Source organism: Thermus kawarayensis JCM 12314, assembly GCF_055393575.1.
In genome coordinates this window covers 479,949-502,785 of the sequence record NZ_AP043756.1, presented here as the reverse complement: position 1 = coordinate 502,785, position 22,837 = coordinate 479,949, and the positions used below count along the sequence as shown (strand labels likewise).

26 protein-coding genes and 2 tRNA genes are annotated in these 22,837 nt (G+C 68.5%); 17 read left to right on the top strand and 11 right to left on the bottom strand.

Annotated features, from left to right (window positions below; genetic code table 11):
* Window positions 1-10 precede the first annotated feature (10 nt).
* Window positions 11-868 carry a LysR family transcriptional regulator gene (locus ACZ5RK_RS03150; RefSeq protein WP_054647538.1) on the top strand — a complete coding sequence of 286 codons (858 nt, stop codon included), beginning with the start codon at window positions 11-13 and terminating at the stop codon, window positions 866-868.
* Here ACZ5RK_RS03150 and ACZ5RK_RS03145 read toward each other — a convergent pair.
* Together ACZ5RK_RS03145 and ACZ5RK_RS03140 are read right to left on the bottom strand one after the other, a co-directional pair.
* Window positions 865-1,122 (bottom strand): hypothetical protein, encoded by a 258-nt coding sequence (locus ACZ5RK_RS03145; RefSeq protein ID WP_054647537.1) that lies wholly within the window; start codon window positions 1,120-1,122, stop codon window positions 865-867. The genes ACZ5RK_RS03150 and ACZ5RK_RS03145 overlap by 4 nt on opposite strands.
* Window positions 1,119-1,382, bottom strand: a complete 264-nt coding sequence (locus ACZ5RK_RS03140) for a septum formation initiator family protein (RefSeq protein ID WP_464909641.1) — start codon at window positions 1,380-1,382, stop codon at window positions 1,119-1,121. Before ACZ5RK_RS03140 ends, ACZ5RK_RS03145 begins: the two co-directional genes overlap by 4 nt.
* A gap of 198 nt (window positions 1,383-1,580) precedes the next feature.
* Here ACZ5RK_RS03140 and ACZ5RK_RS03135 point away from each other — a divergent pair, with 198 nt between their 5' ends.
* Window positions 1,581-2,024: a Fur family transcriptional regulator gene (locus ACZ5RK_RS03135; RefSeq protein ID WP_464909640.1), complete on the top strand. Its 444-nt coding sequence runs from the start codon at window positions 1,581-1,583 to the stop codon at window positions 2,022-2,024.
* Window positions 2,025-2,117: 93 nt separating this feature from the next.
* On the opposite strand, the gene ACZ5RK_RS03130 is transcribed toward ACZ5RK_RS03135, so the two are convergent.
* The gene (locus ACZ5RK_RS03130; RefSeq protein ID WP_464909639.1) at window positions 2,118-3,506 is read right to left on the bottom strand and encodes a leucyl aminopeptidase; all 1,389 of its coding nucleotides are present in this window, start codon (window positions 3,504-3,506) and stop codon (window positions 2,118-2,120) included.
* A gap of 39 nt (window positions 3,507-3,545) precedes the next feature.
* Between ACZ5RK_RS03130 and ACZ5RK_RS03125 the strand changes: the two genes are divergently transcribed.
* The 9 genes from ACZ5RK_RS03125 to ACZ5RK_RS03085 all read left to right on the top strand — a co-directional run bounded on the left by ACZ5RK_RS03125 (window position 3,546) and on the right by ACZ5RK_RS03085 (window position 12,258).
* Window positions 3,546-4,430, top strand: a complete 885-nt coding sequence (locus ACZ5RK_RS03125; RefSeq protein WP_464909638.1) for a DUF1385 domain-containing protein — start codon at window positions 3,546-3,548, stop codon at window positions 4,428-4,430.
* Window positions 4,427-5,530, top strand: a complete 1,104-nt coding sequence (gene mnmA, locus ACZ5RK_RS03120) for a tRNA 2-thiouridine(34) synthase MnmA (RefSeq protein WP_054647243.1) — start codon at window positions 4,427-4,429, stop codon at window positions 5,528-5,530. Before ACZ5RK_RS03125 ends, mnmA begins: the two co-directional genes overlap by 4 nt.
* A gap of 36 nt (window positions 5,531-5,566) precedes the next feature.
* The gene (gene pstS, locus ACZ5RK_RS03115) at window positions 5,567-6,643 is read left to right on the top strand and encodes a phosphate ABC transporter substrate-binding protein PstS (protein WP_464909637.1); all 1,077 of its coding nucleotides are present in this window, start codon (window positions 5,567-5,569) and stop codon (window positions 6,641-6,643) included.
* A gap of 64 nt (window positions 6,644-6,707) precedes the next feature.
* Window positions 6,708-7,655 (top strand): phosphate ABC transporter permease subunit PstC, encoded by a 948-nt coding sequence (gene pstC, locus ACZ5RK_RS03110; RefSeq protein WP_464909636.1) that lies wholly within the window; start codon window positions 6,708-6,710, stop codon window positions 7,653-7,655.
* On the top strand, window positions 7,652-8,497 hold the full coding sequence (gene pstA / locus ACZ5RK_RS03105) for a phosphate ABC transporter permease PstA (RefSeq protein WP_464909635.1): 846 nt from the start codon (window positions 7,652-7,654) through the stop codon (window positions 8,495-8,497). Before pstC ends, pstA begins: the two co-directional genes overlap by 4 nt.
* Entirely contained in the window at window positions 8,498-9,277 is a 780-nt protein-coding gene (gene pstB / locus ACZ5RK_RS03100) for a phosphate ABC transporter ATP-binding protein PstB (protein WP_464909634.1), read from the top strand. It abuts the gene before it with no gap.
* Between the two features lie 13 nt (window positions 9,278-9,290).
* Window positions 9,291-10,463 carry an MFS transporter gene (locus ACZ5RK_RS03095; protein ID WP_464909633.1) on the top strand — a complete coding sequence of 391 codons (1,173 nt, stop codon included), beginning with the start codon at window positions 9,291-9,293 and terminating at the stop codon, window positions 10,461-10,463.
* Entirely contained in the window at window positions 10,463-11,494 is a 1,032-nt protein-coding gene (gene recF / locus ACZ5RK_RS03090) for a DNA replication/repair protein RecF (RefSeq protein WP_464909632.1), read from the top strand. Before ACZ5RK_RS03095 ends, recF begins: the two co-directional genes overlap by 1 nt.
* Entirely contained in the window at window positions 11,479-12,258 is a 780-nt protein-coding gene (locus ACZ5RK_RS03085; protein WP_464909631.1) for a DciA family protein, read from the top strand. Before recF ends, ACZ5RK_RS03085 begins: the two co-directional genes overlap by 16 nt.
* Before the next feature lie 9 nt (window positions 12,259-12,267).
* Here ACZ5RK_RS03085 and ACZ5RK_RS03080 read toward each other — a convergent pair.
* The 3 genes from ACZ5RK_RS03080 to ACZ5RK_RS03070 all read right to left on the bottom strand — a co-directional run bounded on the left by ACZ5RK_RS03080 (window position 12,268) and on the right by ACZ5RK_RS03070 (window position 12,969).
* Window positions 12,268-12,344: transfer RNA gene (locus ACZ5RK_RS03080), tRNA-Val, on the bottom strand.
* A 1-nt stretch (window position 12,345) separates the two neighbouring features.
* Window positions 12,346-12,420: transfer RNA gene (locus ACZ5RK_RS03075), tRNA-Glu, on the bottom strand.
* An 81-nt stretch (window positions 12,421-12,501) separates the two neighbouring features.
* The gene (locus ACZ5RK_RS03070; protein WP_464909630.1) at window positions 12,502-12,969 is read right to left on the bottom strand and encodes an FKBP-type peptidyl-prolyl cis-trans isomerase; all 468 of its coding nucleotides are present in this window, start codon (window positions 12,967-12,969) and stop codon (window positions 12,502-12,504) included.
* 106 nt (window positions 12,970-13,075) lie between these two features.
* On the opposite strand from ACZ5RK_RS03070, the gene cysK reads away from it, so the two are divergent.
* Window positions 13,076-13,990: a cysteine synthase A gene (cysK, locus tag ACZ5RK_RS03065; protein ID WP_464909629.1), complete on the top strand. Its 915-nt coding sequence runs from the start codon at window positions 13,076-13,078 to the stop codon at window positions 13,988-13,990.
* Here the strand turns inward: cysK and ACZ5RK_RS03060 are convergent.
* Genes ACZ5RK_RS03060 through ACZ5RK_RS03040 form a run of 5 tightly spaced genes read right to left on the bottom strand, consistent with a single transcriptional unit; the run spans window position 13,987 to window position 17,911 of the window.
* Window positions 13,987-14,631 carry an outer membrane lipoprotein carrier protein LolA gene (locus ACZ5RK_RS03060; RefSeq protein WP_054647677.1) on the bottom strand — a complete coding sequence of 215 codons (645 nt, stop codon included), beginning with the start codon at window positions 14,629-14,631 and terminating at the stop codon, window positions 13,987-13,989. The two genes, cysK and ACZ5RK_RS03060, sit on opposite strands and share 4 nt — an antisense overlap.
* Window positions 14,628-15,374: a hypothetical protein gene (locus tag ACZ5RK_RS03055; RefSeq protein ID WP_464909628.1), complete on the bottom strand. Its 747-nt coding sequence runs from the start codon at window positions 15,372-15,374 to the stop codon at window positions 14,628-14,630. Before ACZ5RK_RS03055 ends, ACZ5RK_RS03060 begins: the two co-directional genes overlap by 4 nt.
* Window positions 15,371-16,492 (bottom strand): ABC transporter permease, encoded by a 1,122-nt coding sequence (locus tag ACZ5RK_RS03050; protein ID WP_464909627.1) that lies wholly within the window; start codon window positions 16,490-16,492, stop codon window positions 15,371-15,373. The genes ACZ5RK_RS03055 and ACZ5RK_RS03050 overlap by 4 nt, the downstream gene beginning before the upstream one ends.
* Window positions 16,489-17,349 (bottom strand): ABC transporter ATP-binding protein, encoded by an 861-nt coding sequence (locus ACZ5RK_RS03045; protein ID WP_464909626.1) that lies wholly within the window; start codon window positions 17,347-17,349, stop codon window positions 16,489-16,491. The genes ACZ5RK_RS03050 and ACZ5RK_RS03045 overlap by 4 nt, the downstream gene beginning before the upstream one ends.
* Window positions 17,336-17,911: a TetR/AcrR family transcriptional regulator gene (locus ACZ5RK_RS03040; protein WP_464909625.1), complete on the bottom strand. Its 576-nt coding sequence runs from the start codon at window positions 17,909-17,911 to the stop codon at window positions 17,336-17,338. Before ACZ5RK_RS03040 ends, ACZ5RK_RS03045 begins: the two co-directional genes overlap by 14 nt.
* A 76-nt stretch (window positions 17,912-17,987) precedes the next feature.
* Here ACZ5RK_RS03040 and ACZ5RK_RS03035 point away from each other — a divergent pair, with 76 nt between their 5' ends.
* From ACZ5RK_RS03035 to ACZ5RK_RS03015, 5 genes are all read left to right on the top strand, one after another.
* Entirely contained in the window at window positions 17,988-18,650 is a 663-nt protein-coding gene (locus ACZ5RK_RS03035) for a PspA/IM30 family protein (RefSeq protein WP_464909624.1), read from the top strand.
* Between the two features lie 84 nt (window positions 18,651-18,734).
* Window positions 18,735-19,379 (top strand): hypothetical protein, encoded by a 645-nt coding sequence (locus tag ACZ5RK_RS03030; protein ID WP_464909623.1) that lies wholly within the window; start codon window positions 18,735-18,737, stop codon window positions 19,377-19,379.
* A 9-nt stretch (window positions 19,380-19,388) separates the two neighbouring features.
* On the top strand, window positions 19,389-21,236 hold the full coding sequence (dxs, locus tag ACZ5RK_RS03025) for a 1-deoxy-D-xylulose-5-phosphate synthase (RefSeq protein WP_464909622.1): 1,848 nt from the start codon (window positions 19,389-19,391) through the stop codon (window positions 21,234-21,236).
* Window positions 21,223-21,837, top strand: coding sequence for an MBL fold metallo-hydrolase (locus ACZ5RK_RS03020; protein ID WP_464909621.1), 615 nt, complete (start codon window positions 21,223-21,225; stop codon window positions 21,835-21,837). The genes dxs and ACZ5RK_RS03020 overlap by 14 nt, the downstream gene beginning before the upstream one ends.
* Complete coding sequence (locus ACZ5RK_RS03015; protein WP_464909620.1) at window positions 21,834-22,814, top strand: hypothetical protein; 981 nt, start codon at window positions 21,834-21,836, stop codon at window positions 22,812-22,814. The genes ACZ5RK_RS03020 and ACZ5RK_RS03015 overlap by 4 nt, the downstream gene beginning before the upstream one ends.
* The last annotated feature ends 23 nt before the right edge of the window (window positions 22,815-22,837 follow it).

Genomic DNA, 22,837 nt, shown 5'->3' with positions numbered 1-22,837 from the left:
TTTTCTTATCATGAACCTGCGCCGCCTGCGCCTCTTCCTCCTCCTGGCCGAGGAAAAGAGCTTCCACAAGGCGGCGGAGCGGGCCTACCTCTCCCAGCCGGCCCTTTCCCAGCAGATCCAGGCCCTGGAAAGGGAGCTGGGGGTCAAGCTGGTGGAGCGGAGGCCCTTCCGCCTGACCCCGGCGGGGGAGGCCCTAAAGGAACAGGGGGAAAGGCTCCTTAAGGAGGTGGAGGCCCTCAAGGAAAGGGTGCGCCGGGCGGGCAGGAGGGAGGTCCGCTTCGGCGTGCCGGAGAACCTCCTCCCCGACCTCATGCCCCTCCTGGACCACCTGCGCCGGGGGCTGGGCCAGCCCGTGGAGGTCTTGGAGATGCACACCCCCGAGCAGGTGCGGGCCCTCAAGGAGGGACGGCTGGACTACGGGCTCGCCGGGCTGAAGGTGGGGGACCCGGGGATCGGGGAGGAACCCCTTTTGGAGGTGCCCATCGTGGCCCTCCTGCCCGAGGGCCACCCTTTGGCGGGGGAGGAACGGGTGGCCCTGGGCGACCTGCGGGAGGAGCCTTTTCTTCTCATCCCCAGGGAAACCCTGCCGCCCCTCTACGAGGCCTTTATGGAAGTGTTCCGCAAGGCAGGGTTCGCCCCCAGAGTGGTGCGGGAGGTGGCCCGCTTTCCCCAGGCGGTGAGCCTGGTGGCCGCCGGGGTGGGGGTCTACCTCACCCTGGCCCCCTACCGGGTCTTTCCTCACCCCGGCACCGTTCTCCGGCCCCTGAAGGAGGAGGCCGCCCTGCAGGTTTCCCTCATCTACTGCAAAAACCCCGCACCCCCCCGCCTCGAGGAGGTGCGGGCCCTGCTTTCCGCCCTGGTTCTTTAGGCCTGGAGCCCGGGGGCCTCCCCCTCGCCCCAGGCCAGCTCCACCAGGGCGATGAGGTCCTCCACGGGCACCCCATAATCCCGGGAAAGGCGGGTGATCTCGTGGCCCAGGCGGCGGAGGTGGGCGAGCTGGGCGGGGCCCGCCTCCTGGGCCAGGCCCAAAAGCCAGGAGAGGAGGGTTTCGGCCTCCTCGTCGGTGAGGCCATCGGTCAGGGCCTCGTCTTCCAAAAGCAGGTGGGCGGGGTCTTCCCTCATCGCCTCTTTAGTATCTCCTCCTGGCGCACCATGCCAAGCCTGCGGGCCAGGGCCTCCAGGTGGGCGGGGTCCTGGGCCGCCGCAAGCCGGGCCCTAAGCTCCGCCACCCGCGCCTCGGCCCGGCGAAGCTCCGCTTCCAGCCTGGCCCCCCTCTGGGCCAGCTCGTGGGCCCGCACCCCCTCCTGGGCCAAGAGGAAAAGCGCATGAACCAGGCCCAGGGCGAAGACCAGGTGGAGGAGGCGGTAGATGGGGCGCTCCACGGTGGGGGCATTATACCCCACAAACCCCCTTGCGAAAAACGAGGATTCTTTCTAAAATAAAAGGAAAGGGCAGGAAAGCCAAGGGTGCAGAAAAAGCCCGTGAAGGGAAAAAGTTATCAGTTTACTTCATTGAGAGTCCTCTGCATGTTGCATCTGCACACCGCCTGTGTATACTGGAACTGAAAGGAAGGAGGAGCCATGCCAAGGACCAAGGAAAAGGAGAACTACCGGGCGCGGCTAAAGGCGGTGGGGCTGCGGCACACCCTGCCCAGGGAGCGGATCTTGAGCTACCTGGACCGCAAGAACGTCCACCCCACCCCGGAGGAGCTCTACCAGGGCCTGAAGAAGCGGGGCTACGACATCGGCCTCTCCACCGTTTACCTGAACCTGCACGTCCTCAGGGAGCACGGCCTCCTCTACGAGTTCAAGGACCCCAAGGGCTACACCCGTTACGACGGCTACAACGAGCCCCACGTGCACCTGGTCTGCCTCTCCTGCGGCAAGGTGGAGGACCTGCTCCTTAAGAACCTCCCCGAGCTGGACGTGAACCCCGCCATGCAGGCGGCGGCCGAGCGCACGGGCTGGGCCCTGGAGGGCTTCCGCCTGGAGTTCCGGGGGAAGTGCCCGAACTGCCAGAAGTAGCCGCCTAGGCCTGAGGCCCGGGAAAACCCCCGGGCCCTCTTTGGCGATCCCCTCCCGGGCCCCCATGCCGGCCCAAGCCAGCGTGGGGTGGTATCACAGGGCCTCCGCCACCTTTAGGATGGTGCGCACGCCGAAGCCCGTCCCCCCTTCGGGGCCCAGGGCGTGGGCCTTCCGGGCGAAGGCGGGCCCGGCGATGTCCAGGTGGACGAGGGGCACCTTCACGAACTCCGCCAAAAAGAGGGCGGCGGTGATGGCCCCGCCGTAGCGGTCCCCCACGTTCTTAAGGTCGGCCACGGGGCTTTTCAGCTTCTCCCGGTAGGCCTTCTCCAGGGGCATGGGCCAGACCCTCTCCCCGGCCTCCCGGGCGGCCTCCTCTACCCTCCTGCCCCAGGCCTCCTGGGTGGCGAAGAGGGCCGCCACCTCCTCCCCCAGGGCCACCACAGCGGCCCCCGTGAGGGTGGAAAGCTCCAGGATCCGCTCCGCCCCCTCCCTTTCGGCGTAGGCCAGGGCGTCCGCCAGGGTGAGGCGGCCCTCGGCGTCGGTGTTCATCACCTCCACGGTCTTGCCGGAAAGGGTCTTGAGCACATCCCCCACCCGGTAGGCCCTCCCGGAGATGAGGTTCTCGCAGGCGGCGATGTAGCCCCTCAGTTCCACGGGGAGGCCCAAAAGGGCCGCGGCCTTGAAGGCCCCAAGCACCGCCGCCGCCCCCGCCATGTCCCCCTTCATGGTGGTCATGCCCTCCGTGGGCTTCAGGGAGTAGCCGCCCGAGTCAAAGGTGAGGCCCTTGCCCACCAGGTCCAGCCGGGCCCTGGCCCCTTCTTTGGAGTAGCGGAGCTTGATGAAGCGGGGCGGGTTCTCCGAGCCCTGGGCCACGGCGAGGAAGGCCCCCATGCCCAGCTCGGCGATGGCCTTCTCGTCCAGAACCTCTACCTCTACGCCCAAGGCCTCCAGCTCCCGGGCCCGCTCCGCCAGGGCCTCGGGGGTGAGGAGGTTCGGGGGCTCGTTCACCAGGTCCCGGGCCAGGTAGACCCCTTCCGCCACCTTCCTCGCCCGTTCCAAAACCCCCTCCGGGGCACCCGGGAGGTGGAGGGCGAGGGCCTTCTCCTCCCTGGCCGTCTTGTGGCGTTCAAAGCGGTAGGCCCCGAGGAATAGCCCCTCCGCCAGGGCGTAAGGGTCCTCCAAGGGCTCCACCAGGGCCTCGGGAAAGGCGAGCTTGAGGAGGGCCTGGGCAAGCCTTCCCCCGCTTTCCCGGGGGTCCTCTCCCCGGGCGAAGAGGAGGACGTGCCCCTGGGGGGTGGCCAAAAGCAGGCTTTCCCCCTCCTTCTTCAGGCCCGCGCCCTCCAGGGCCCGGCGGAGGCTCCCGCCCAGCTGGGCGTCCAGGGCCTCCCCTTGGGGAAGGAGGGCGCCTTCCCGTACCCACACCACCTTCAAGGGCGCTTGCGCCTCGGCCAGGGTCTTGGGGCTAGGGATGAGGGTGATCACGCCCGGTTTATACCACACCCCTGTGGCAGAATGAAAAGGATGCGGCCCCTTCTCTTCTTGGCCAAAACGGTCGCCCTGGGGGGAGCGGCGGCCCTCGAGGGCGTGATGATGAAGTCCCCCCAGGCCTGGGCCCTGGCGGTGCGCCTGCCGGGTGGCCAGATCCACGTGGAGCGCCACGAGGAAAGGGCCCTCACCGAGCGCTACCCCTGGACGAGGCTCCCTCTCCTCCGGGGGGTGGTGGCCCTCTTTGACGCCCTAAGCGTGAGCTACCGGGCCCTGGCGAGGAGCGCCGAGCTCGCAGGAGGGGAGGAGGTGGGGAAGGGGGCCCTCTGGGGGGCGGTGGCGGTAAGCCTCCTCCTGAGCCTCGCCCTCTTCATCGTCTTCCCCGGGTTCCTCTCGGGGCTTTTGGTGGACCCCGCCCGGCACCCCCTGCTCTACAACCTCCTGGCGGGGCTGGTCAAGGTGGGGATCCTCGTGGGCTACCTCCTCTTCATCGGGCGCATGCCGGAGGTCCGGCGCTTCTTCATGTACCACGGGGCGGAACACAAGGCCATCCACGCCTACGAGAAGGGCCTTCCCCTCACCGTGGAGAACGTCCTGGCCCAGCCCCGCTTCCACCCCCGGTGCGGCACCACCTTCCTGGCCTTCGTGGTGGTGGTCTCGGTTCTGGTCTATAGCCTCATCCCGGCTCCCCAGGTCCTCTGGTGGCGGCTTTTGGCCCGGGTGCTCTTCCTGCCTTTGGTGGCCGCCTTGGCCTTTGAGCTCCTCTACTTCTCGGCCAGGCACCACGACCCCATCTCCCGGCTCCTCAGGGAGCTCGGCTTCCGCTTCCAGGCCCTCACCGTGGCCGAGCCCACCCCGGAGATGGTGGAGGTGGCCATAAGGAGCACCGAGGCGGCCCTAGGGGAAAGGGTGGTGGCGTGAAGCGGGTCCTGGTGGCCATGTCCGGGGGGGTGGACTCCTCCGTGGCCGCCCTCCTCCTCAAGGAGGAGGGGTACGAGGTGGTGGGGGCCATGATGCGCTTCTGGCCCGACCTGCCGCCCCCAAGCCCAGAGGGGGGCAAGTCCCGGGCCTGGGAGAGCTGTTGCACCCCCGATGCCGCCTACGAGGCGAGGCGGGTGGCGGAGCTTTTGGGCATCCCCTTCTACCTCCTGGACTACCGGGAGGTCTTTGAGGAGGAGATCGTAAAGCCCTTCCTGGAGGACTACGCCCGGGGGCGCACCCCTAACCCCTGTACCCGGTGCAACACCTTCGTCAAGTTCGGGGCCCTCCTCAAGCAGGCGAGGAGGCTCGGCCTGGACTACGTGGCCACGGGCCACTACGTGCGGAAGGAGGGGGAGGCCCTCCTTCGGGGCCTTGACCCCAACAAGGACCAGACCTACTTCCTCTGGGGCACGCCCAGGGAGGCCGTCCCCCACCTCCTCTTCCCCGTGGGGCACCTCACCAAGCCTGAGGTGCGGGCCCTGGCCGAGAAGGCGGGCCTCCCCACGGCGAGGAGGCCCGAAAGCCAGAACCTCTGCTTCGTGGCCGGGGACCTCACGGGCTTCCTCAGGGAGCGCCTCCGGCCCAGGCCCGGCCCCCTGGTGGACGCCTTGACGGGAGAGGTGGTGGGGGAGCACCAGGGGGCAAGCCTCTACACGGTGGGCCAGCGGAAGGGCCTCGGGCTTTACAAGACCCACCTGGAGCGGTACGTGGTGGGCGTGGACCCCGAGAGGAACGTGGTCTACGTGGGCCCCAAGGAGGCCGCCCTCTTTGAGGGCCTGGAAGGGGAAGGCCTCAACCTCCTCGCCGAGCTTCCCGAGGAGATAGAGGTCCAGGTGCGCTACCGCACCCCCCCCGTGAGGGCCAGGGTGGAGTCCCTAAAGCCCCTCCGCCTCCGCCTTGCCCACCCCGTCTTCGCCGTGACCCCGGGGCAGAGCGCCGTCTTCTACCAGGGGGAGAGGCTCCTTGGGGGTGCGGTGATCCGGAAGGGACTTTACAACCTGGCGGGCCTCGAGGCCTCCCGGGAGCTGACCTTCTCCTGACAAATACCGGGCAAAGTACGGGTGGGAGGTTGAAGGATGCGAGGAAAAGCGTGGATTCTCACGGCGGTGGCCCTGGCGGGCCTGGGTTTGGCGCAACAGACCCTCACCCTGGTGGGGGCGGGGGCCACCTTCCCCTACCCCCTCATGGCCAAGTACGGGGACGAGTACACCCGGCTCACCGGGGGGAAGGTGCGCATCAACTACCAGTCCATCGGCTCCGGGGGGGGCATCCGCCAGTTCCTGGAGCAGACCGTGCACTTCGGGGCCTCTGACGCTCCCCTGGACGACACCCGCATGAAGGAGGTCAGGGAGCGCTTTAAGAGCAACGCCCTGAACATCGGCTACGCCCTGGGGGCGGTGGTGCCCGCCTACAACCTTCCGGGGCTAAAGGAGCCCCTGCGCTTTAGCGGCCCCGTCCTGGCCGACATCTACCTGGGCAAGATCAAGACCTGGAACGACCCCGCCCTGCAGGAACTCAACCCCGGCGTGAAACTCCCCCCCCTTCCCATCACCGTGGTCCACCGCTCCGACGGCTCCGGCACCACCTACGTCTTCGTGGACTACCTTTCCAAGGTGTCCCCCGAGTGGGCCCAGAAGGTGGGCCGGGGCACCAGCGTCCAGTGGCCCGTGGGGGTGGGGGGCAAGGGCAACGAAGGGGTGGCCGGGGTGGTGAAGCAGACCCCCGGGGCCATCGGCTACGTGGAGGTCACCTACGCCAAGCAGAACAACCTGGCCTACGGGGCGGTGCGGAACAAGGCGGGCCGCTTCGTCCTGGCGGACCTGGCCTCCATCAAGGCGGCGGCCAACGTGCCCCTGCCCGGGGACATGCGGGTTTCCCTCACCGACACCGCCGCCCCCGACGGCTACCCCATCGCCAGCTTCACCTACCTTCTCCTTTACGAGAACCTCTCGGCCAACAAGGCGGTGAAGTCCGAGGCCGAGGCCCGGGCTTTGGTGGAGTTCGTCAAGTGGGTCCTCACCGAGGGGCAGAAGTACAACGAGCCCCTCACCTACGGGGCCCTCTCCCCCGTGGCCCAGCAACGGGCCTTGGCCCTCCTCTCCCGGGTCACCTACGAGGGCAAGGCCATCGGCAAGGAGATCGTGGGCCGCTAAAGGGAGCCTGACCCAGGGGTGGCCTTTCCCGGGGCCACCCCTTATCTTGAAGAAGGGTTTGCGCATGCGGCGACTCTACAGCCACTTCGGCGACCGGATCTTCGCCCTTTTCCTCCTTCTCCTGGCCTTGGGCGTGGTGGCCTTGGCCCTCCTCATGGCCTACGAGCTCTACCAGGGGGGGAGCCTGGCCCTGAACCGCTTCGGCCTTCTGGGCTTCGCCTCGGGAAGAGAGTGGGACCCCGTGGTGCAGAAGGCCTTCGGGGCTTGGCCCTACATCCTGGGCACCCTCATCGTGAGCCTTTCCGCCCTCCTGCTTTCCTTCTTCCCCGCCCTGGCGGCGGCCATCTTCGCCGCCGAGTACGCTCCCAGGTGGCTCGCCCAGGTCATCAACTTCCTCCTGGACCTGATGGCCGCCGTGCCCAGCGTGGTGTACGGGCTTTGGGGGATCTTCGTCCTGGCCCCCTGGCTGAGGGATGCGGTGCAGCTTCCCCTCTACATGTGGGCGGCGGAGCGCCTCCCCGGCCTCCTCCCCTTCCTCGGGGTGCCCACGGGGTACGGCCTCATGACCGCCGTGCTCATCCTGGCCTCCATGATCGTGCCCTACACCGCGGCTTTGGCCCGGGACGCCATCGCCTTGGTGCCCAAGGAGCACCGGGAAGCCGCCTACGCCCTGGGGGCTACCCGCTGGGAGGTGATGCGCCTCGCCATCTTGCCCTTGGCCCGGGGTGGGATCATCGCCGGGGTCTTCCTGGCCCTGGCCCGGGCGGTGGGGGAGACCATGGCGGTCACCATGGTCATCGGCAACTCCCACAAACTCCCCTACACCCTCTTCGGAGGGGCGGCCACCATGCCCAGCGTCATCGCCAACGAGTTCACCGAGGCGGTGGAGGACCTGCACCTTTCCGCCCTGATCGCCGTGGGCTTTCTTCTCTTTCTGGTGTCCATGCTGATCAACTTCACCGCCGCCTACATCCTGAGGCGCCAAGAGCGCCTGGTGAAGGGGGTGCTGTGACCGCGAAGGACCTGGCCCTAAGGCGGCGCTACCGGGTGGAGCGCCTCATGATGGCCCTGGTGGCCCTGGGCACCCTTTTGGCCTTCCTGATCCTCTTCTTGGTGGTGGCCTACGCCCTTTTGCAGGGGGCAAGCGCCCTTAACGTGGACTTCTTCCTTAAGGACATGCGCCCCCCAGGAGAAACGGGAGGGGGCTTGCGGCAGGCCATCGTGGGCACCCTCATCGTGGATGGCCTAGGCCTTCTCATCGCCTTGCCCTTCGGCCTGGCGGCGGGGATCCTCCTCGCCGAGTACCCGGACCATCCCGTCAATCCCTACCTCCGCCTCCTCTCCGACACCCTGAACGGGATGCCGGCCATCCTCTTTGGCCTCTTGGCCTTCATCCTGGTGGTGAAGCCCATGGGAGGCTTCTCCGGGCTTTCCGGGGCCTTCGCCCTGGGCTTCCTCATGATCCCCATCCTGGCCCGAAGCACCGAGGGAGTGCTCTCCCTGGTGCCCAAGGAGATTCGGGAGGCCGGGCTTGCCCTGGGGCTTCCCCGCTGGCGGGTGATCCTTTCCCTGGTCCTGCCCACGGCCCGGGCGGGGCTCATCACCGGGGTTCTCCTGGCCTTCGCCCGGGCGGCGGGGGAGGCCGCCCCCCTCCTCTTCACCGCCTTTGGAAGCCCCCTTTTGGAGCTCAACCCCCTGAAACCCATGGACACCCTGCCCTTAAGGCTCTTCGCCTTTGCCATCAGCCCCTACGAGGACTGGCACCGTCAGGCTTGGGCCGCAGGGCTGGTCCTTTTCGGGCTCATCACCCTGACAAGCCTTCTCGCCCGCTGGGCCTCGAGGCGGAGGTTCTAAATGCCGGAAGCCGTGGACGTGCACATGGAGTCTAGGAACCTGGTGGTCCGTTACGGAAGCCGGGTCGGTGTGGGCGCGAACGGGGGGGTTAACCTGCCCCTTTACCGCCACCGGATCACCGCCCTCATCGGCCCCTCGGGGTGCGGCAAGACCACCTTCTTAAGGGCCTTAAACCGCATGCACGACCTCACCCCCATCGCCCGGGTGGAGGGAGAGGTGCTCCTGGACGGGGAGAACATCTACGCCCCGGGGGTGGACCCGGTGCTGGTGCGCCGCCGGGTGGGCATGGTCTTCCAAAAACCCACCGCCTTTCCCACCATGTCCATCTACGACAACGTGGCGGCCGGGCTCAGGCTGGTGGGCGTCCGCGACCGCAAGCGCCTGGACGAAGCCGTGGAGCGGGCCCTCAAAGGGGCAGCCCTTTGGGACGAGGTCAAAGACCGCCTGAGGGCCCCGGCCAGCGGCCTATCCGGTGGCCAGCAACAGCGCCTCACCATCGCCCGGGCCCTGGCGGTGGAACCCGAGGTCCTCCTCATGGACGAACCCACCGCCAGCCTGGACCCCATCTCCACCCAGGCCATAGAAGACCTCCTGCTGACCCTCAAAGATCAGGTCACCATCGTCATCGTTACCCACAACATGCAGCAGGCCGCCCGGGTCTCCGATTTCACCGCCTTCTTCCTGAACGGGGAGATGGTGGAGTTCGGGCCCACGGAGGTCCTCTTCACCAAGCCCAAGGACCCGCGCACCGAGGCCTACATCAGTGGGCGCTTCGGCTAATACAATCGGTGCCATGTCCCCCCTGTTTCTCCTCTTCCTCACCCTCTTCAACAGCGTCCTAGGCCTTTCCATCCTCTTCCCCATCCTGGGGCCCCTGAGCCGGGAGCTGGGCCTAAGCGAGGTCCAGGTGGGTCTCTTCTCCACGGGCTACGCCCTCATGCAGTTCCTCCTCGCCCCCTACTGGGGTAGGCGGAGCGAAAGGGGCAGGAAGCCCGTCCTCCTCGTGGGCATCCTGGGCTTCGCAGGGAGTTTCCTCCTCTTTGGCCTCTTCGCCCTCCTCGGGCAAAAGGGGCTTCTTCCAGCGGGTGCCCTCTTTCCCCTCCTCCTCCTCTCCCGGCTCCTGGGAGGGGCCTTTAGCTCCGCCACCCTGCCCACGGCCCAGGCCTACGTGGCCAACGTCACCGGGCGGGAAGGCCGCACGGGAGGGATGGCCCTTCTGGGGGCGGCCTTCGGCCTGGCGGTGATCCTGGGGCCCGCCTTGGGAGCGGGGCTTGCCGCCCTCTTGGGCCTTTTGGCCCCGGTCTTTTTCTCGGCGGGGATCGCCCTCTTAAACGCCCTCTTCGTCTACCTGGTCCTGCCCGAGTCCAGGCCTCGAGGGAAAGAGGTGGCGGCCTGGCTTTCCCCCTGGGACGGGCGGGTCTTCCCCCTCCTCCTCCTGGGCTTCGCCCTCAACCTCTCCGGCGTGGCCCTGGAGCAGACCATCGCCTTCTACTTCCAGGACCGCCTGGGGCTAACCGGGGTGGAGACCGCCCGGAGCGTGGGGCTCGCCCTGGTCCTCTATGGCCTGGTGGCGGTGTTCATCCAGGGGTTCCTGGTGCGCAAAGCGGGCTGGCCCCCCAGGACCCTCCTCCTCCTGGGCCTCCCCGTGGGCCTCCTGGGCTTTCTGGTGCTGGTCTTCGCCCAAGGCTTTCCCACCCTGACCCTGGGGCTTGCCCTCCAGGGCGCGGGGGCAGCCCTAGCAGGGCCTGGGGTAACGGCGGGGCTTTCCCTGGCGGTAGGGGAAGGGGAGCAAGGGCTGGTGGCGGGCCTCAACAGCTCGGCCCAGGCCTTGGGACGGATGCTGGGCCCGGTCCTGGGCACGGGGCTTTACCGCCTGGCCCCCGAGGCCCCTTACCTCCTGGGGGCGGGGCTTCTCCTCTTGGGCCTGGCCTCCTTGCCCCTCCTCTTCCGCCGGGTCCGGCTCTGATGCGCCTTCTCCTCTTTCGGCAGCGCAACTTTCGCAACCTGGCCCTGGAGGCCTTCCGCCCTCCCCCGGGGCTCTTCGCCGTGGTGGGGGGGAACGGCCAGGGGAAGACCAACCTCCTTTGGGCCTGGCACCTCCTCCTGGGGGGGGAGGCGCCGGGGGCCCTGGGGGACCTGGTGCGCTTTGGGGAGCGGGAAGCCTGGCTCTTCACCGAGGTGGAAACCGAGCTTGGCCTTTACCGGGTGGAGCAACGCCTGGCCCCGGAAGGAAGGGAGGTGCGCCTCAACGGGAAGCCCGTGGGCCTCAGGGCGCTGTGGGAGCTTCCCGGCTCGGTCCTGGTGCGCCCCGAGGATGTGGAGATCGTCCTGGGGCCGAAGGACGCCAGGCGGGCCTTTCTGGACCGGCTTCTCTCCCGCTTCTCCCGGCGCTACGCCGCCCTCCTTTCCGCCTACGAAAAGGTCCTGCGCCAAAGGAACGCCCTCTTGAAGACGGGGGGAAACGGGCTGGGGGTTTGGGACCAGGAGCTCGCCCGCTACGGGGAGGAAATCCTGGCCCTGAGAAGGCGCTTTCTCCGGCGCTTTCTGCCCATCTTCCAGGAGGTCCACCGGGCCCTGGCCCCCGGGGAGGCGGGCCTTGGGCTCGAGGAAAGCGTGCAGGGGAGTTTTCTGGAAGCCCTTAAGGCCAAACGGGAGGAGGAGCTCCTCCGGGGCCAGACCCTGGTGGGGCCCCACCGGGACGACCTGGTGGTCCTCCTCCTGGGCCGCCCCGCCCACCGCTTCGCCAGCCGGGGAGAGGCCAAGGCCCTGGCCCTGGCCCTGCGCCTGGCCGAGCACCGCCTCCTCGCCGAGCACCACGGGGAACCCCCCCTCCTTCTGGTGGACGAGTGGAGCGAGGAGCTGGACGAACTCCGGCGCCAGGCGGTCCTGCGCTACGCCAAGGACCTGCCCCAGGCGGTCCTGGCTGGCCTCCAGGCGCCCGAGGGGGTGGTGGTATGCTCGGTGCAAGGGGGGGTGGTCCTGTGCCCTGGCGGCTAAAGGAGGTGATTCCCGAGGCCCTCAAGCGAGCCGGGGGCAAGGAGCGGCTCAAGCGAGGCATGGTCCTGGCCGCCTGGCGGGAGGTGGTGGGGCCGGGCCTGGCCCAGGTCACCGAGGCCCTGGCCCTGGAAGAAGGCACCCTTTGGGTACGAGTCCCCGACCCCGTGGTGGCCCACCAGCTCACCTACCACCGCCTCCTTCTCCTTCACCGCTACGAGGAGCGCTTTCCCGGGATGGTGAAGGAGATCCGCTTCCAGGTAGAGCCAAAGGCCCAGGAAGCCCCTCCCAGGCCCCAGAACCCCGGCCCCGCCGAAGGAGCCCTGCTAGCCCAAAGCCGGAAGGCCCTGGCCCTGGCTCAGGAAGCCCCTCCCGACCTCCGGGAAAAGGTGGCCCGGGCGGCCTTGGCCCTTTTCCAGCGGCAAAAGGGCACCCCTTGCCCCATCTGCCAGGCCCCCAGCGAAACCCACCCCTGCCCCACCTGCCGGCGCCTTTTGCAAGCCCCCGCCGTGCGCAAGGAGGCCGAGCGCCTTTACCGGGGAAAGCCCCCCCGCCTCCAGGGGGAAGCCCTCCTGGTGGCCCGGCACCTGGCCCGGGAAAAGCTTCTCCAGGCCATGCGGGAACTCTACCCAGAGGCCCTGCGGGAGGCGCACCTGAAGCCCTTCCTGGCCGACCTGGCCCAGCGCTTCCGGGCCCTCTTCCCCGAGGAAGCCCTTCCCGCAGGGGTCCAGAGCCTTCTGGGAAAAAACGATCTCCCACCCCTTTAGGGGTGGGGCTGGTGGGCGGCAGAGGACTTGAACCTCTGGCCTCTCGCTTGTAAGGCGAGCGCTCTCGCCGGCTGAGCTAGCCGCCCATGGTGACCCCAGGGGGAATTGAACCCCCGTTTCGGCCTTGAGAGGGCCGCGTCCTGACCGCTAGACGATGGGGCCAAGCAAAGCGGGGCCTCCGCACCCGCACCTAACCAGTTTAGGCCCTAGGCGGCCAAGGCTGCAAGACCCCGCGAAGAAGCCTTAGTGGGCGTGGCCGCCCTCGTGCACGTGGCCGTGGAGGACCTCCTCCGGGGTGGCCTCGCGCACCCGCACCACCTCCACCTCAAAGTCCAGGTCCTTGCCCGCCAGTGGGTGGTTGAAGTTGATGGTGACCTCCTCCCCCTGGACCTCCACCACGGTGAGGGGCATGGGGTTCCCCTCCATGTCCTGGGCGTAGAACTGGGCCCCAGGGACCACCTCGGCGTCCTCGGGAAAGGCGGAAAGGGGCACCACCTGGATCCCTTCGGGGTCGTGGGGCCCGTAGGCCTTCTCGGCGGGCACGTGGGCCTGGAAGCGCTCCCCCTCCTGACGGCCCTCCAGCTCCTCCTCGAGGCCCCGGATCAGGTTGCCGTGCCCGTGCAGGTAGGAGAGCTCCCCCTGGTCCAAAACTTCCCCCTCCACCTGGAGGGTGTAGCGGATGGTCACTACCTTGTCCTGTTCAACCTTCATGTTCACCCTTTCGCAAGCCAGGCTTGCTCCCTCTAGCCTAGCAGACCCGAGGCCTCGGGAAAAGGGCCCCGGGGTTCCGCCCCTGGCCAAGGGCTATAGTGGGGGCATGCGGGTGGAAGCGGTCATCGGCAAGACCCCGGTGGTCCGCCTCGCCAAGGTGGTGGCCCCGGACATGGCCGAGGTCTTCGTGAAGCTGGAGGGGCAGAACCCAGGGGGCTCCATCAAGGACCGGCCCGCCTGGTACATGATCCGAGACGCCGAGGAACGGGGAATCCTAAGGCCGGGCTCGGGCCAGGTCATCGTGGAGCCCACCAGCGGCAACACCGGCATCGGCCTGGCCATGATCGCCGCAAGCCGGGGCTACCGCCTCATCCTCACCATGCCCGCCCAGATGTCCGAGGAGAGGAAGCGGGTGCTCAGGGCCTACGGGGCCGAGCTCGTCCTCACCGACCCCGAAAGGCGGATGCTGGCGGCCAGGGAGGAGGCCTTGAGGCTCAAGGAGGAGCTTGGGGCCTTCATGCCCGACCAGTTCAAGAACCCCGCCAACGTCCGGGCCCACTACGAGACCACGGGGCCCGAGCTCTACGAGGCCCTGGAGGGCCGTATAGACGCCTTTGTTTACGGCTCCGGCACCGGGGGGACCATCACCGGGGTGGGCCGCTACCTCAAGGAACGCCTCCCCCACGTGAAGGTCATCGCCGTGGAACCCGCCCGCTCCAACGTCCTTTCCGGGGGGAAGATGGGCCAGCACCAGTTCCAAGGCATGGGCCCGGGCTTCATCCCCGAAAACCTGGACCTTTCCCTTCTGGACGGGGTGGTCCAGGTTTGGGAGGAGGACGCCTTTCCCCTGGCCCGGCGGCTCGCCCGGGAGGAGGGGCTTTTCCTGGGGATGAGCTCTGGGGGAATCGTCTGGGCCGCCCTACAGGTGGCCAAGGAGCTCGGCCCCGGAAAGCGGGTGGCTTGCATCAGCCCGGACGGTGGCTGGAAGTACCTCTCCACCCCCCTCTACGCCGAGCCCTAGCGGCGCACCACCTGGGCGTCCTTGGGGTAGCGCCTGAGCTGGGCCGGGGTGAGGCTTGTCCGCTTGAACTCCACCACCCTGAGGTCCGCCAGAACCTTCCCCGCCTCGTCCTTGAAGACGAAACGGAGGGGCCTGGGGTCGGCCTTCAGAACGTAGAGCTCCATCTCGGCGAAGCCCTGGCCCTCCTTGGCCCGCCCCACGAGCTTCCAGGCGGCCCCCTCCGGCAGGCGCTCCTCGCCGGAGAGGCGGAGGGTTACCCGCTCCGTGAGGGCCTTGAGGTCTCCCAGGCCCTGGGGGCTGAAGCCCAGGCCCTGGACCTGGGCCCTCTCCTTGGGGGCGACGATGAGCTGGTTGGTGAGGTAGAGGTAGTTCCAGACCTCCTTCTCGGTGATCACGGTGAAGTTCCCCTCCAGGGAAGCGGGCTTCAGGAACTCTATGCGGAAGAGGTTCTCCTTGGGGATGGCGAAGACCCGGGCCCTAAGCTCTTCCTGCCCCGAGGGGCCTTGAAGGGTGCCCTGGACCACCGCCTGCCAGGGCTCGGAGAGGTTTTTCTCCACCCGGTCCAGAATCTCCGCCGCCGTCTGGGCCAGGGCCAAGGGAAAAAGGAGCACGCCAAGCCAAAGGATCTTCTGTCTTCTCACGGCCACCTCCAGGTGTAGCGGACCCAGGCGTAAGGGGCTTCCCGGTAGCCGGCCTCGAGGCCCAGGTCCCCAAGCCACAGGGCCAGGCTACCCGCCCAAGGATGGGAAAGGGTGAAAAGGAGGCTAGCCTCCCCTAAGTAAAGCCCGCCCTCCAGGCGGTTCACCCCCCCGAGGCGCAAGGCGAGGTCCATAACCTCCCCCTCCTCCCCCACCTCCCCCTTCCAACCCAGGACAAGGTAAGGCCACGCCCCAACCCCCGCCCCCAGGGTGTAGGTGGCCCCTTCCCGCAGGGCGTAGGTGGCCTCGGCCCTAAGGCCCCTCTCCCCCTCCAAGAGGAGGCCCGCCACCTCCCTCGGGGCCAGGCGGTAGCGCAGGTAAAGCCGCCCGAAAACCCCCTCCTCCGGGAAGAGGGGGAAGGCGCCTTTGGGCCGGTAGCCAAGCCTGCCTTCCAGGGCCAGGGGCCCCGCCCCACCCTCCAGGAAGAGGGCCCCGCCCGGACCCCCTTCCCCCACCTCCCCCTGGACCCCGTAGGCCAAATAGCCCAGAGGCCCCAAGGCCAGGCTTCCCAGGTAGCCCAAGGCCCCTCGTCCCCCCTGGAGGCGCAAAAGGGCCTCTCCTTCCCCCAGGGTGAGGCCGGCCTCCAGGGTGGGAAAGGCCCGGGGGCCCAGGTACACCCCGGCCTCGAGGCGGCCCTGGGCCAAGGCCAGGAGCAGAAAGGGCAGAAGGGCCAAGAGCCTTCTCATACCGCCACCTGCCTCTGGAAGCGGGCCGAGGCCAGGAAAAGCACCAGGCCGGCAAAAAGGAGCAGGGCCAGGAGGTGGGGCCAGAGCACCCCAAACCCCACCCCCTTAAGCATCACCCCCCGCAGGACCTCAATGAGGTAGCGGGCGGGGACCAGATAGGAAAGAAGCTGGAAAAACCGGGGCATGCCGTCCACGGGAAAGACGAACCCCGAGAGGAAGATGGTGGGGAAGGCGTAGGCGTAGGTACCGAAAACGGCCTGCACCTGGGTGCGGGCCAGGGTGGAGATGAACACCCCCGCCGCCAAGGAACCCAGCACGAAGAGGAACATGGCCAGGAGCAAAAGCCCCAGGCTCCCCCGCACCGGCACCCCGAAGACCCAGTGCCCCAAGGCCAGCACCAAAAGGGCTACCCCGAAGGCGATGAAGAGGTAGGGGAGCACCTTCCCCAGAACCATCTCGTGGGGCCTCAAGGGGGAGGCGAGGAGGCTTTCCATCATGCGGCTTTCCGCCTCCCGCACGATGGAAAGGGCGGTGAGGAGCACGGTGAACATGGTGAGCACCAGGCCGATGATCCCGGGGATCATGAACCAGGCCGTTCTGTTCTCCGGGTTGTAGAGGGTGTGAAGCTCCGGGCTCAAGGGGGGAAGCACCTTTTCCCCGGCCAAGGCCCGGCTCACCAGGATGCGGGCGTTCACCTCCTGGAGGGCCTTCCTCAGGGCGGCCTGGGCCTGGAAGGCGAAGTTGGGGTCGGTGCCGTCCACGTAGACCTGGAGGGCCACGCTCTCCCCCCGGCGCACCTTTTCCAGGGCCCCCGGGGGCACCGCCAGTCCCACCCGGGCCTGGCCCCGGTCTATGGCCGCCACCACCCCGCGGGGGCTTTCCGCCTCCAGGGCCAGGCGGAAGACGCCCCCCTGGGTGAGCTGGCGCAGGAGGGCCTCGCTGATGCGGTCCTTAGAGGCGTCGTAAAGAACCAGGGGGATGTCCTTCAGGGTGAAGTTGATGGCGTAGCCGAAGAGGAGGAGCATCAGGGTGGGCAACAAAACGATGAGCCGGGGCAGGACGTGGTCCCGCCGGATCTGCAACAGCTCCTTCTGGGCCAGGGCCAGGATGCGGTTCATGAGGCCTCCTTGGCGAGGAGGACGAACACGTCCTCCAGGCTGGGCTCCACCTCTTGGAACCCCGGCCCGAGGGGAAAGGAGGGCCGGGCGATGAGCCTGACCCCTTCGCCGCTTGGCCAGGCCTCGAGAACCCCCGGAAGCCCCCGGAGGGCCTCCAAGGAGGGGCCCTGGGCGAAGAGGAAGCGGGCCCGCTCCCGGGCCAAGGCCTTGAGCTCCTGGGGGGTGCCCTGGGCCAGGACCCGCCCCCCAAAGAGAAGGGCCAGGCGGTGGCAGCGCTCGGCCTCGTCCATGTAGTGGGTGGTGACCAAGACCGAGGCCCCCCTTCCCGCCTCCTCGTGGATGAGGTCCCAGATGCTCCGGCGGGAAAGAGGGTCCAGGCCCGTGGTGGGCTCGTCTAGGAAGAGGACCTCCGGCCGGTGGACCACCGCCTGGGCCAGGGCCAGGCGCTGCCGCCACCCGCCGGAAAGGTGCCCCGCCAGGGTCTTGGCGTAGGGCCGAAGGCCAAAGCGAAGGAGGGCCTCCTCCGCCAGGGCCCGGGCCTCCCCGGGACGGTAGAGCCTGGCCCGGAAAAGGAGGTTTTCCTCCACGGTGAGGTCGCGGTAAACGCTCTGCTCCTGGGTGGCGTAGCCGATGCGCGCCTTCACCCGGTGAGGAGCCCGCGCCACGTCCAGGCCGGCCACTTGGGCCTTGCCCCCATGGGGCCTGAGGACCCCGGTGAGGATGCGCACCAAGGTGGTCTTCCCCGCCCCGTTGGGCCCGAGAAGGCCGAAGACCTCCCCCGGGCGCACCGTGAGGCTCACCCGGTCCAAAGCCTTTAGGGTGCCGAAGCTGCGCGTGAGCTCCTCAGCGTGGACCATGCCGACCCTCCAAGTACCCCCTCAGGTAGGCCTCCGGGTCCAGGGGCAGGGCGAGCCCCAGGGCCTCTCCCAGGAGGAAGCGGGCGAAAAGGGGCCCCAAAAAGGCCAGGGCCAGCTCCTCGGGGGGTTCGTCCCGGCGCAGAAGCCCTTCCTCCTGCTTGGCCCGGAAAAAGGCCACCACGCGCCCCTTGGCCGCAAGCAACCCGGGAGGGGCCCCCAGGCCCGGGTGGCGCAGAAGCTCGGCGAGGAGCTTGGGCAAAAAGGCCCGCTGCCCCTCCAAGAGCCCCAGGTAGGCGGACAAAAGGGCCCTAAGCCCCTCCTCCAGGGGGCTTTCCGGCCCCGGCAGGCCCGCCAGGAACTCCGGGGACGGGAGGAGGGCTAAGGCCTCCCGCACCAGGGCCTCCTTGCGGCCGAAGCGGCGGAAAAGGGTGACCTCGCTCACACGGGCCCTCCGGGCGATCTCCCGGGTGGTGGCCCCCCGGTAGCCCCGCTCGGCCAAAAGCTCCAGGGCCGCCTGGAGGAGGCGGGTGCGCACCGGGTCCGGGCTAGAAAGCAAGCGCATACTTACAGGGCCATTCTACCCCACCCCCTCACCGGGTCAAGGGGCGGGTGTGGCATACTCTTCTTGGAGGAAAGCGATGAACCTACTGGACCGCATCGGCCGCCTCATTCGGGCCAACCTCAACGACCTCCTGCGCCGGGCCGAGGACCCGGAGAAGATCATTGAGCAGGCCCTTTGGGACATGAAGGAAGCCCTCAAGGAGGCCAGGGAGCAGGTGGCCGCCGCCATGGCCGAGGGGAGGCGCCTGGAACGGGAGGTGGAAAGCCACCTGAAGGAGGCCGGCCTCTGGGAGGAGAAGGCCAAGGAGGCCCTAGGGGCGGGCCGGGAGGACCTGGCCAAGGAGGCCCTAAGGCGGAGGAAGCGGGCCTTGGACCTAGCGGAGGGCTTCAAGCAGCAGGCCGAGGAGCAGAAGGCCCTCATGGACCGCCTCATGACCCAGCTCAAGGCCCTGGAGGCCAAGATTGACGAGGCCGAGGCCCGCAAGACGCTCCTCCTCGCCCGCAAAAAGGGCGTGGAGGCCGCCGAGGCCGTGCGGCGCATGGAGTCCCGCCTGGACCAGCACCCCGCCCTGGAGGCCTTTGAGGAGATGGAGGCCAGAATCCTCGCCATGGAAGACCGCCACCAGGCCCTCCAAGCCCTCGAGGGGGAGGACCTGGACAAGGAGCTCGCCGCCCTCTCCGCCGACAAGGAGGTGGAGGAGGAACTCGCCCGCTTGAAGCGTGAGCTGGGCCAGTCCTAGCCGGGCATGCCTCCTCCCGTAAGCCGGCCACCCCGGGGGAAGTGTTGGCCAGCTTACGGGAGGGACGGGGGTAAACTCCGTACCATGAGGCGGTACCTTATGGCCCTCGCCCTTGCCCTTTCCGCCTGCGCCCCCCAGGTGACCCAGGCCCCCGAGGCCCGCCCCTTCCTGGAGGGAAAGGGCTTCTACCCCGCCCTGCCCGGGATGGAGTGGGTGTACGTGCCCGAGGGGGAGCCCCTTTCCTCCCCGCCCTACCGGCTGCGGGTGGAAGGTCCCGCCCTTTACGAGGGCCAGGAGGCCCTGCGCTTCCGCTCCCAGGGCCGGGGGGAGGACCGGGTGTACTACCGGCAGGTGGGGCCCTTTGGGGTAAGGCTTCTGGGGTTCCAGGACCCCTCGGCCCGGGTAGCCTTCACCCCGCCCTTGCTGGAGTACCCCCCGGAGGCCCTCCTGGCGGTGGGCTACCGCTGGGGAGGGACCACGGAGGTGCGGGTGGACCTCCTCACCCCCTCGGGCCAGGAGCCTTTGGCCCGGGGAAGCCTGGCCTACCAGATGGAGGTCCTGGAAGAGCGGGAGGTGCGGGTACCCGCAGGAACCTTCCGGGTCTTCCGCATCCGCCAGACCTACCAGGACGCCCGCAGCCAGGACGTCCGCGAGGTCTGGTTCGCCCCCCAGGTGGGGGAGGTGCGCACCCGCGAGGGGCGCTTGTTGGTGGAACGCAACTTTCGCTGAGGTGGCCCTATGGTCTTGGAACGCGTGAATAGCCCCGAGGACCTTAAGAACCTGAGCCTGGAGGAACTCCAGCTCCTTTCGGAGGAGATCCGGAGCGAGATCATCCGGGTCACGGCGCAAAACGGCGGCCATCTGGCGAGCTCTTTGGGGGCGGTGGAGCTCATCCTGGCCCTGCACCGGGTCTTCCAATCCCCCAGGGACCGCCTGGTCTTTGACGTGGGCCACCAGGCCTACGCCCACAAGCTCATTACAGGGCGCAAGGACCGCTTCCACACCCTAAGGCAGGAGGGGGGCCTCTCCGGGTTCACCAAGGCCTCAGAGTCGCCCCACGACGCCATCACCGCAGGCCACGCCTCCACCTCCTTGGCCAACGCCTTGGGCATGGTCCTCGCCCGGGACCTCCAGGGGGAGGACTACCACGTGGTGGCGGTCATCGGGGACGGGGCCCTCACGGGAGGCATGGCCCTCGCCGCCCTCAACAAGATCGGGGAGCTCCAGAAGAGGATGCTCATCGTCCTCAACGACAACGAGATGAGCATCTCCGAAAACGTGGGGGCCCTCAACAGGTACTTCAAAGAACTCCAGATAAGGAAGTGGGTCCAGGACGCCGAGAAGCTGGGAAAGCACATCCTAGAGCGCATCTCCCCCCAGCTCTTCGGCCTCGTAGACCGGGCCAAGGAGGCGGCGAAGCTCCTCTTGCACCAGGAGAACCCCTTCTACGCCTGGGGCATCCGCTACGTGGGCCCGGTGGACGGCCACGACCTCAAGGGCCTCGTCCACATCCTGGAGCACCTCAAGGCCCTGGAGGGCCCCACCCTTCTCCACGTGGTCACCAAGAAGGGCAAGGGCTACAAGGTGGCCGAGGCTGACCCCATCTACTGGCACGGCCCCCCGGGCTTTGACCCCAAGAAGCCGGAGAAGGTGTCCAAGGGCTACTCCTGGAGCCAGGCCTTCGGGGACGCCATCACGGAGCTTGCCCACCTGGAGCCCAGGCTTTTCGTCCTCACCCCGGCCATGCGGGAGGGCTCGGGGCTCGTGCGCTACTCCCTGGAGCACCCCGAGCGCTACCTGGACGTGGGCATCTGCGAGGACGTGGCGGTGACCACGGCGGCGGGGCTCGCCCTTAGGGGGATGAAGCCCGTGGTGGCCATCTACTCCACCTTCCTGCAAAGGGCCTACGACCAGGTGATCCACGACGTGGCCATAGAGAACCTCCCCGTGGTCTTCGCCGTTGACCGGGCGGGGGTCGTGGGAGCGGACGGGGCCACCCACCACGGGGTCTTTGACATCGCCTACCTGCGCACCGTCCCGAACCTCCAGATCGCCGCCCCCAAGGACGCCCTGGAGCTTAGGGCCATGCTGAAGAAGGCCCTGGAGGTGGGGGGCCCGGTGGCCATCCGCTACCCCCGGGACAACGTGGAAAGGGCCCCGGAGGGCGTCTGGCCCGAGATCGCCTGGGGGAGGTGGGAGGTCCTGAAGGAGGGAACGGAGGCCTACATCCTGGCCTTCGGCAAGACGCTCCGCTACGCCCTCGAGGCCGCCGGGGATGACCCCAGGGTGGGGGTGGTGAACGCCCGCTTCCTCAAGCCCCTGGACCGGGAGATGCTCAAGGCGCTTTCCCGCTACAAGCTCCTCACCGTGGAGGACCATCAGAGGATGGGGGGGTTTGGGAGCGCGGTGCTGGAGGCCTTGAACGAGATGGGCCTCAGGCCCGAAATCCGTCTCCTTGGCCTCCCCGACCGCTTCCTGGAGCACGGGGCCATCCCGAGCCTCCACCGCCGGGCGGGGATCGACGCCGAAGGAATCCGGAAGGCCCTTGAGGAGATGGGGGTGGGCCTGGTCCGTGAGCGGGCCTGAGCGCCTCCCCTTCGCCGCCAACCTCTACCGGGTCCCCGTGGAGGGGGGCTACTTCCTGGTGGACGCGGGGCTTCCCTGGGAGGCGAGGCGCCTCCTGGGCCTCCTGAAGGAGCCCCCGAGGCTCCTCTTCCTCACCCACCACCACCTGGACCATTCCGGCGGGGCCCGGGCCCTTTGGGCGCGCTTCGGGGTGAGGGTCCTCGCCCACCCTCGGGAGTGGCCCTACCTCACCAAGAGGAAGCCCCGCCCACCCCTTCCCGTCCCCCTCCTGGGCGGGCTTCTCGCCAACCTGGCCCCAGCGGTGCCGGAGGAAGCCCTCACCCCCGTGGAGGAGGGGGAAGAGGTCTTTGGCTGGCGGGTGGTGGCCCTGCCCGGCCACACCCTGGGCCAGGTGGGGCTCTTCCGGGATGGGGTGCTGATGGCGGGGGACGCCCTCAGGGGCAGGGGGCTTCCCCCCCGGTGGGTCAACGAGGACCCGGAGCTGGCCCGAAGGACGGTGCGCAGAATCCTGGAGTTGGGGGCTAGGCGGGTCTACCTGGGCCACGGGGGGCCCTTAAGCGGGGAGGAGGTGGCCGAGATCGCCCGTAAACTGGGGGTATGAGAAGAGCCTTGGCCCTATTCTTACTGGGCCTTTCCGCCTTGGCCCAAGAGGTGGTGGTCTACCCGGGCTTCGCCGAGGTCAAGGAACCCGTGGACCTCCCCCCCTCGGCCTGGGCCTACCTGGCCGGGGAGAAGCTCTCCCGCATCCTTCCCGGCTCCTTGCGCCTTCTGGGGGTGGAGGAGACGGAGAGGGTCTTCCAGGGAAGCGCCGTGCTTTTCCGCTACCGGGGGGAGGGGAAGGCGGTGCTCCGCTACCTTTACACGGGGCTTTCCGGGGAGGTCTTTTACACCCTGGAGGAGGGTACCCTCACCGCCTGGGCCCGCCTCCGGTTGGAGGGGGAGGCCCTGAGGGCGGAAAGGCTCACCCTTCTCGCCGGGGAGGTGCGGGCCAAGGCCCTTCCCCAGGTGGCCTTCCGCGCCTTGGAGGAAGCCCCGGGAAGCCCCTTCGGCCTTTTCCGCTACGAGCTTCCCCCAAGGACCCTTTCCCCCGGCACCACCGAGCTTCCCTTCCTCAAGAAAGGGGTGGCCCCGGAGCGGCTTCTGCGCTACCAGGGGCCCTTCCGCACCGAGAGGCTTCTCCCCTTGGAGCGGGGCTACCGCTTTAGGGCCCCCTTCCCCTTGGCCCCCGGGGGGCTGGAGGTGGTGGAAGGGGGGCTCTTCCTGGGCCAGGCCCTCCTCCCCGCCACGCCCGAAGGGGAGGTGGCGGAGGTCTGGCTGGGCCAGGACCTCGAGGCCCGCCTCACCCGGAAGGTGGAGCTCCTGGCCCAGACCGAGAAGGAGGCCACCTACCGGGTGGAGACCCGCTTGGAAAACCCCTACGCCTACCCCGTGGCCCTTCTCCTCTCGGAAACCTTCCCCAGGCCCTTCCGCCTGGACTTCCCCGGGGCCGGCCTCCTGCCCGAGGGGTACCGCCTCGAGGCGGCCTTGAAGCCCAAGGAAAGCCGCCTTTTCACCTACCGCCTCACCCTGCCCCGCTAGGGGACACTTGTCCTCAAGCCCTT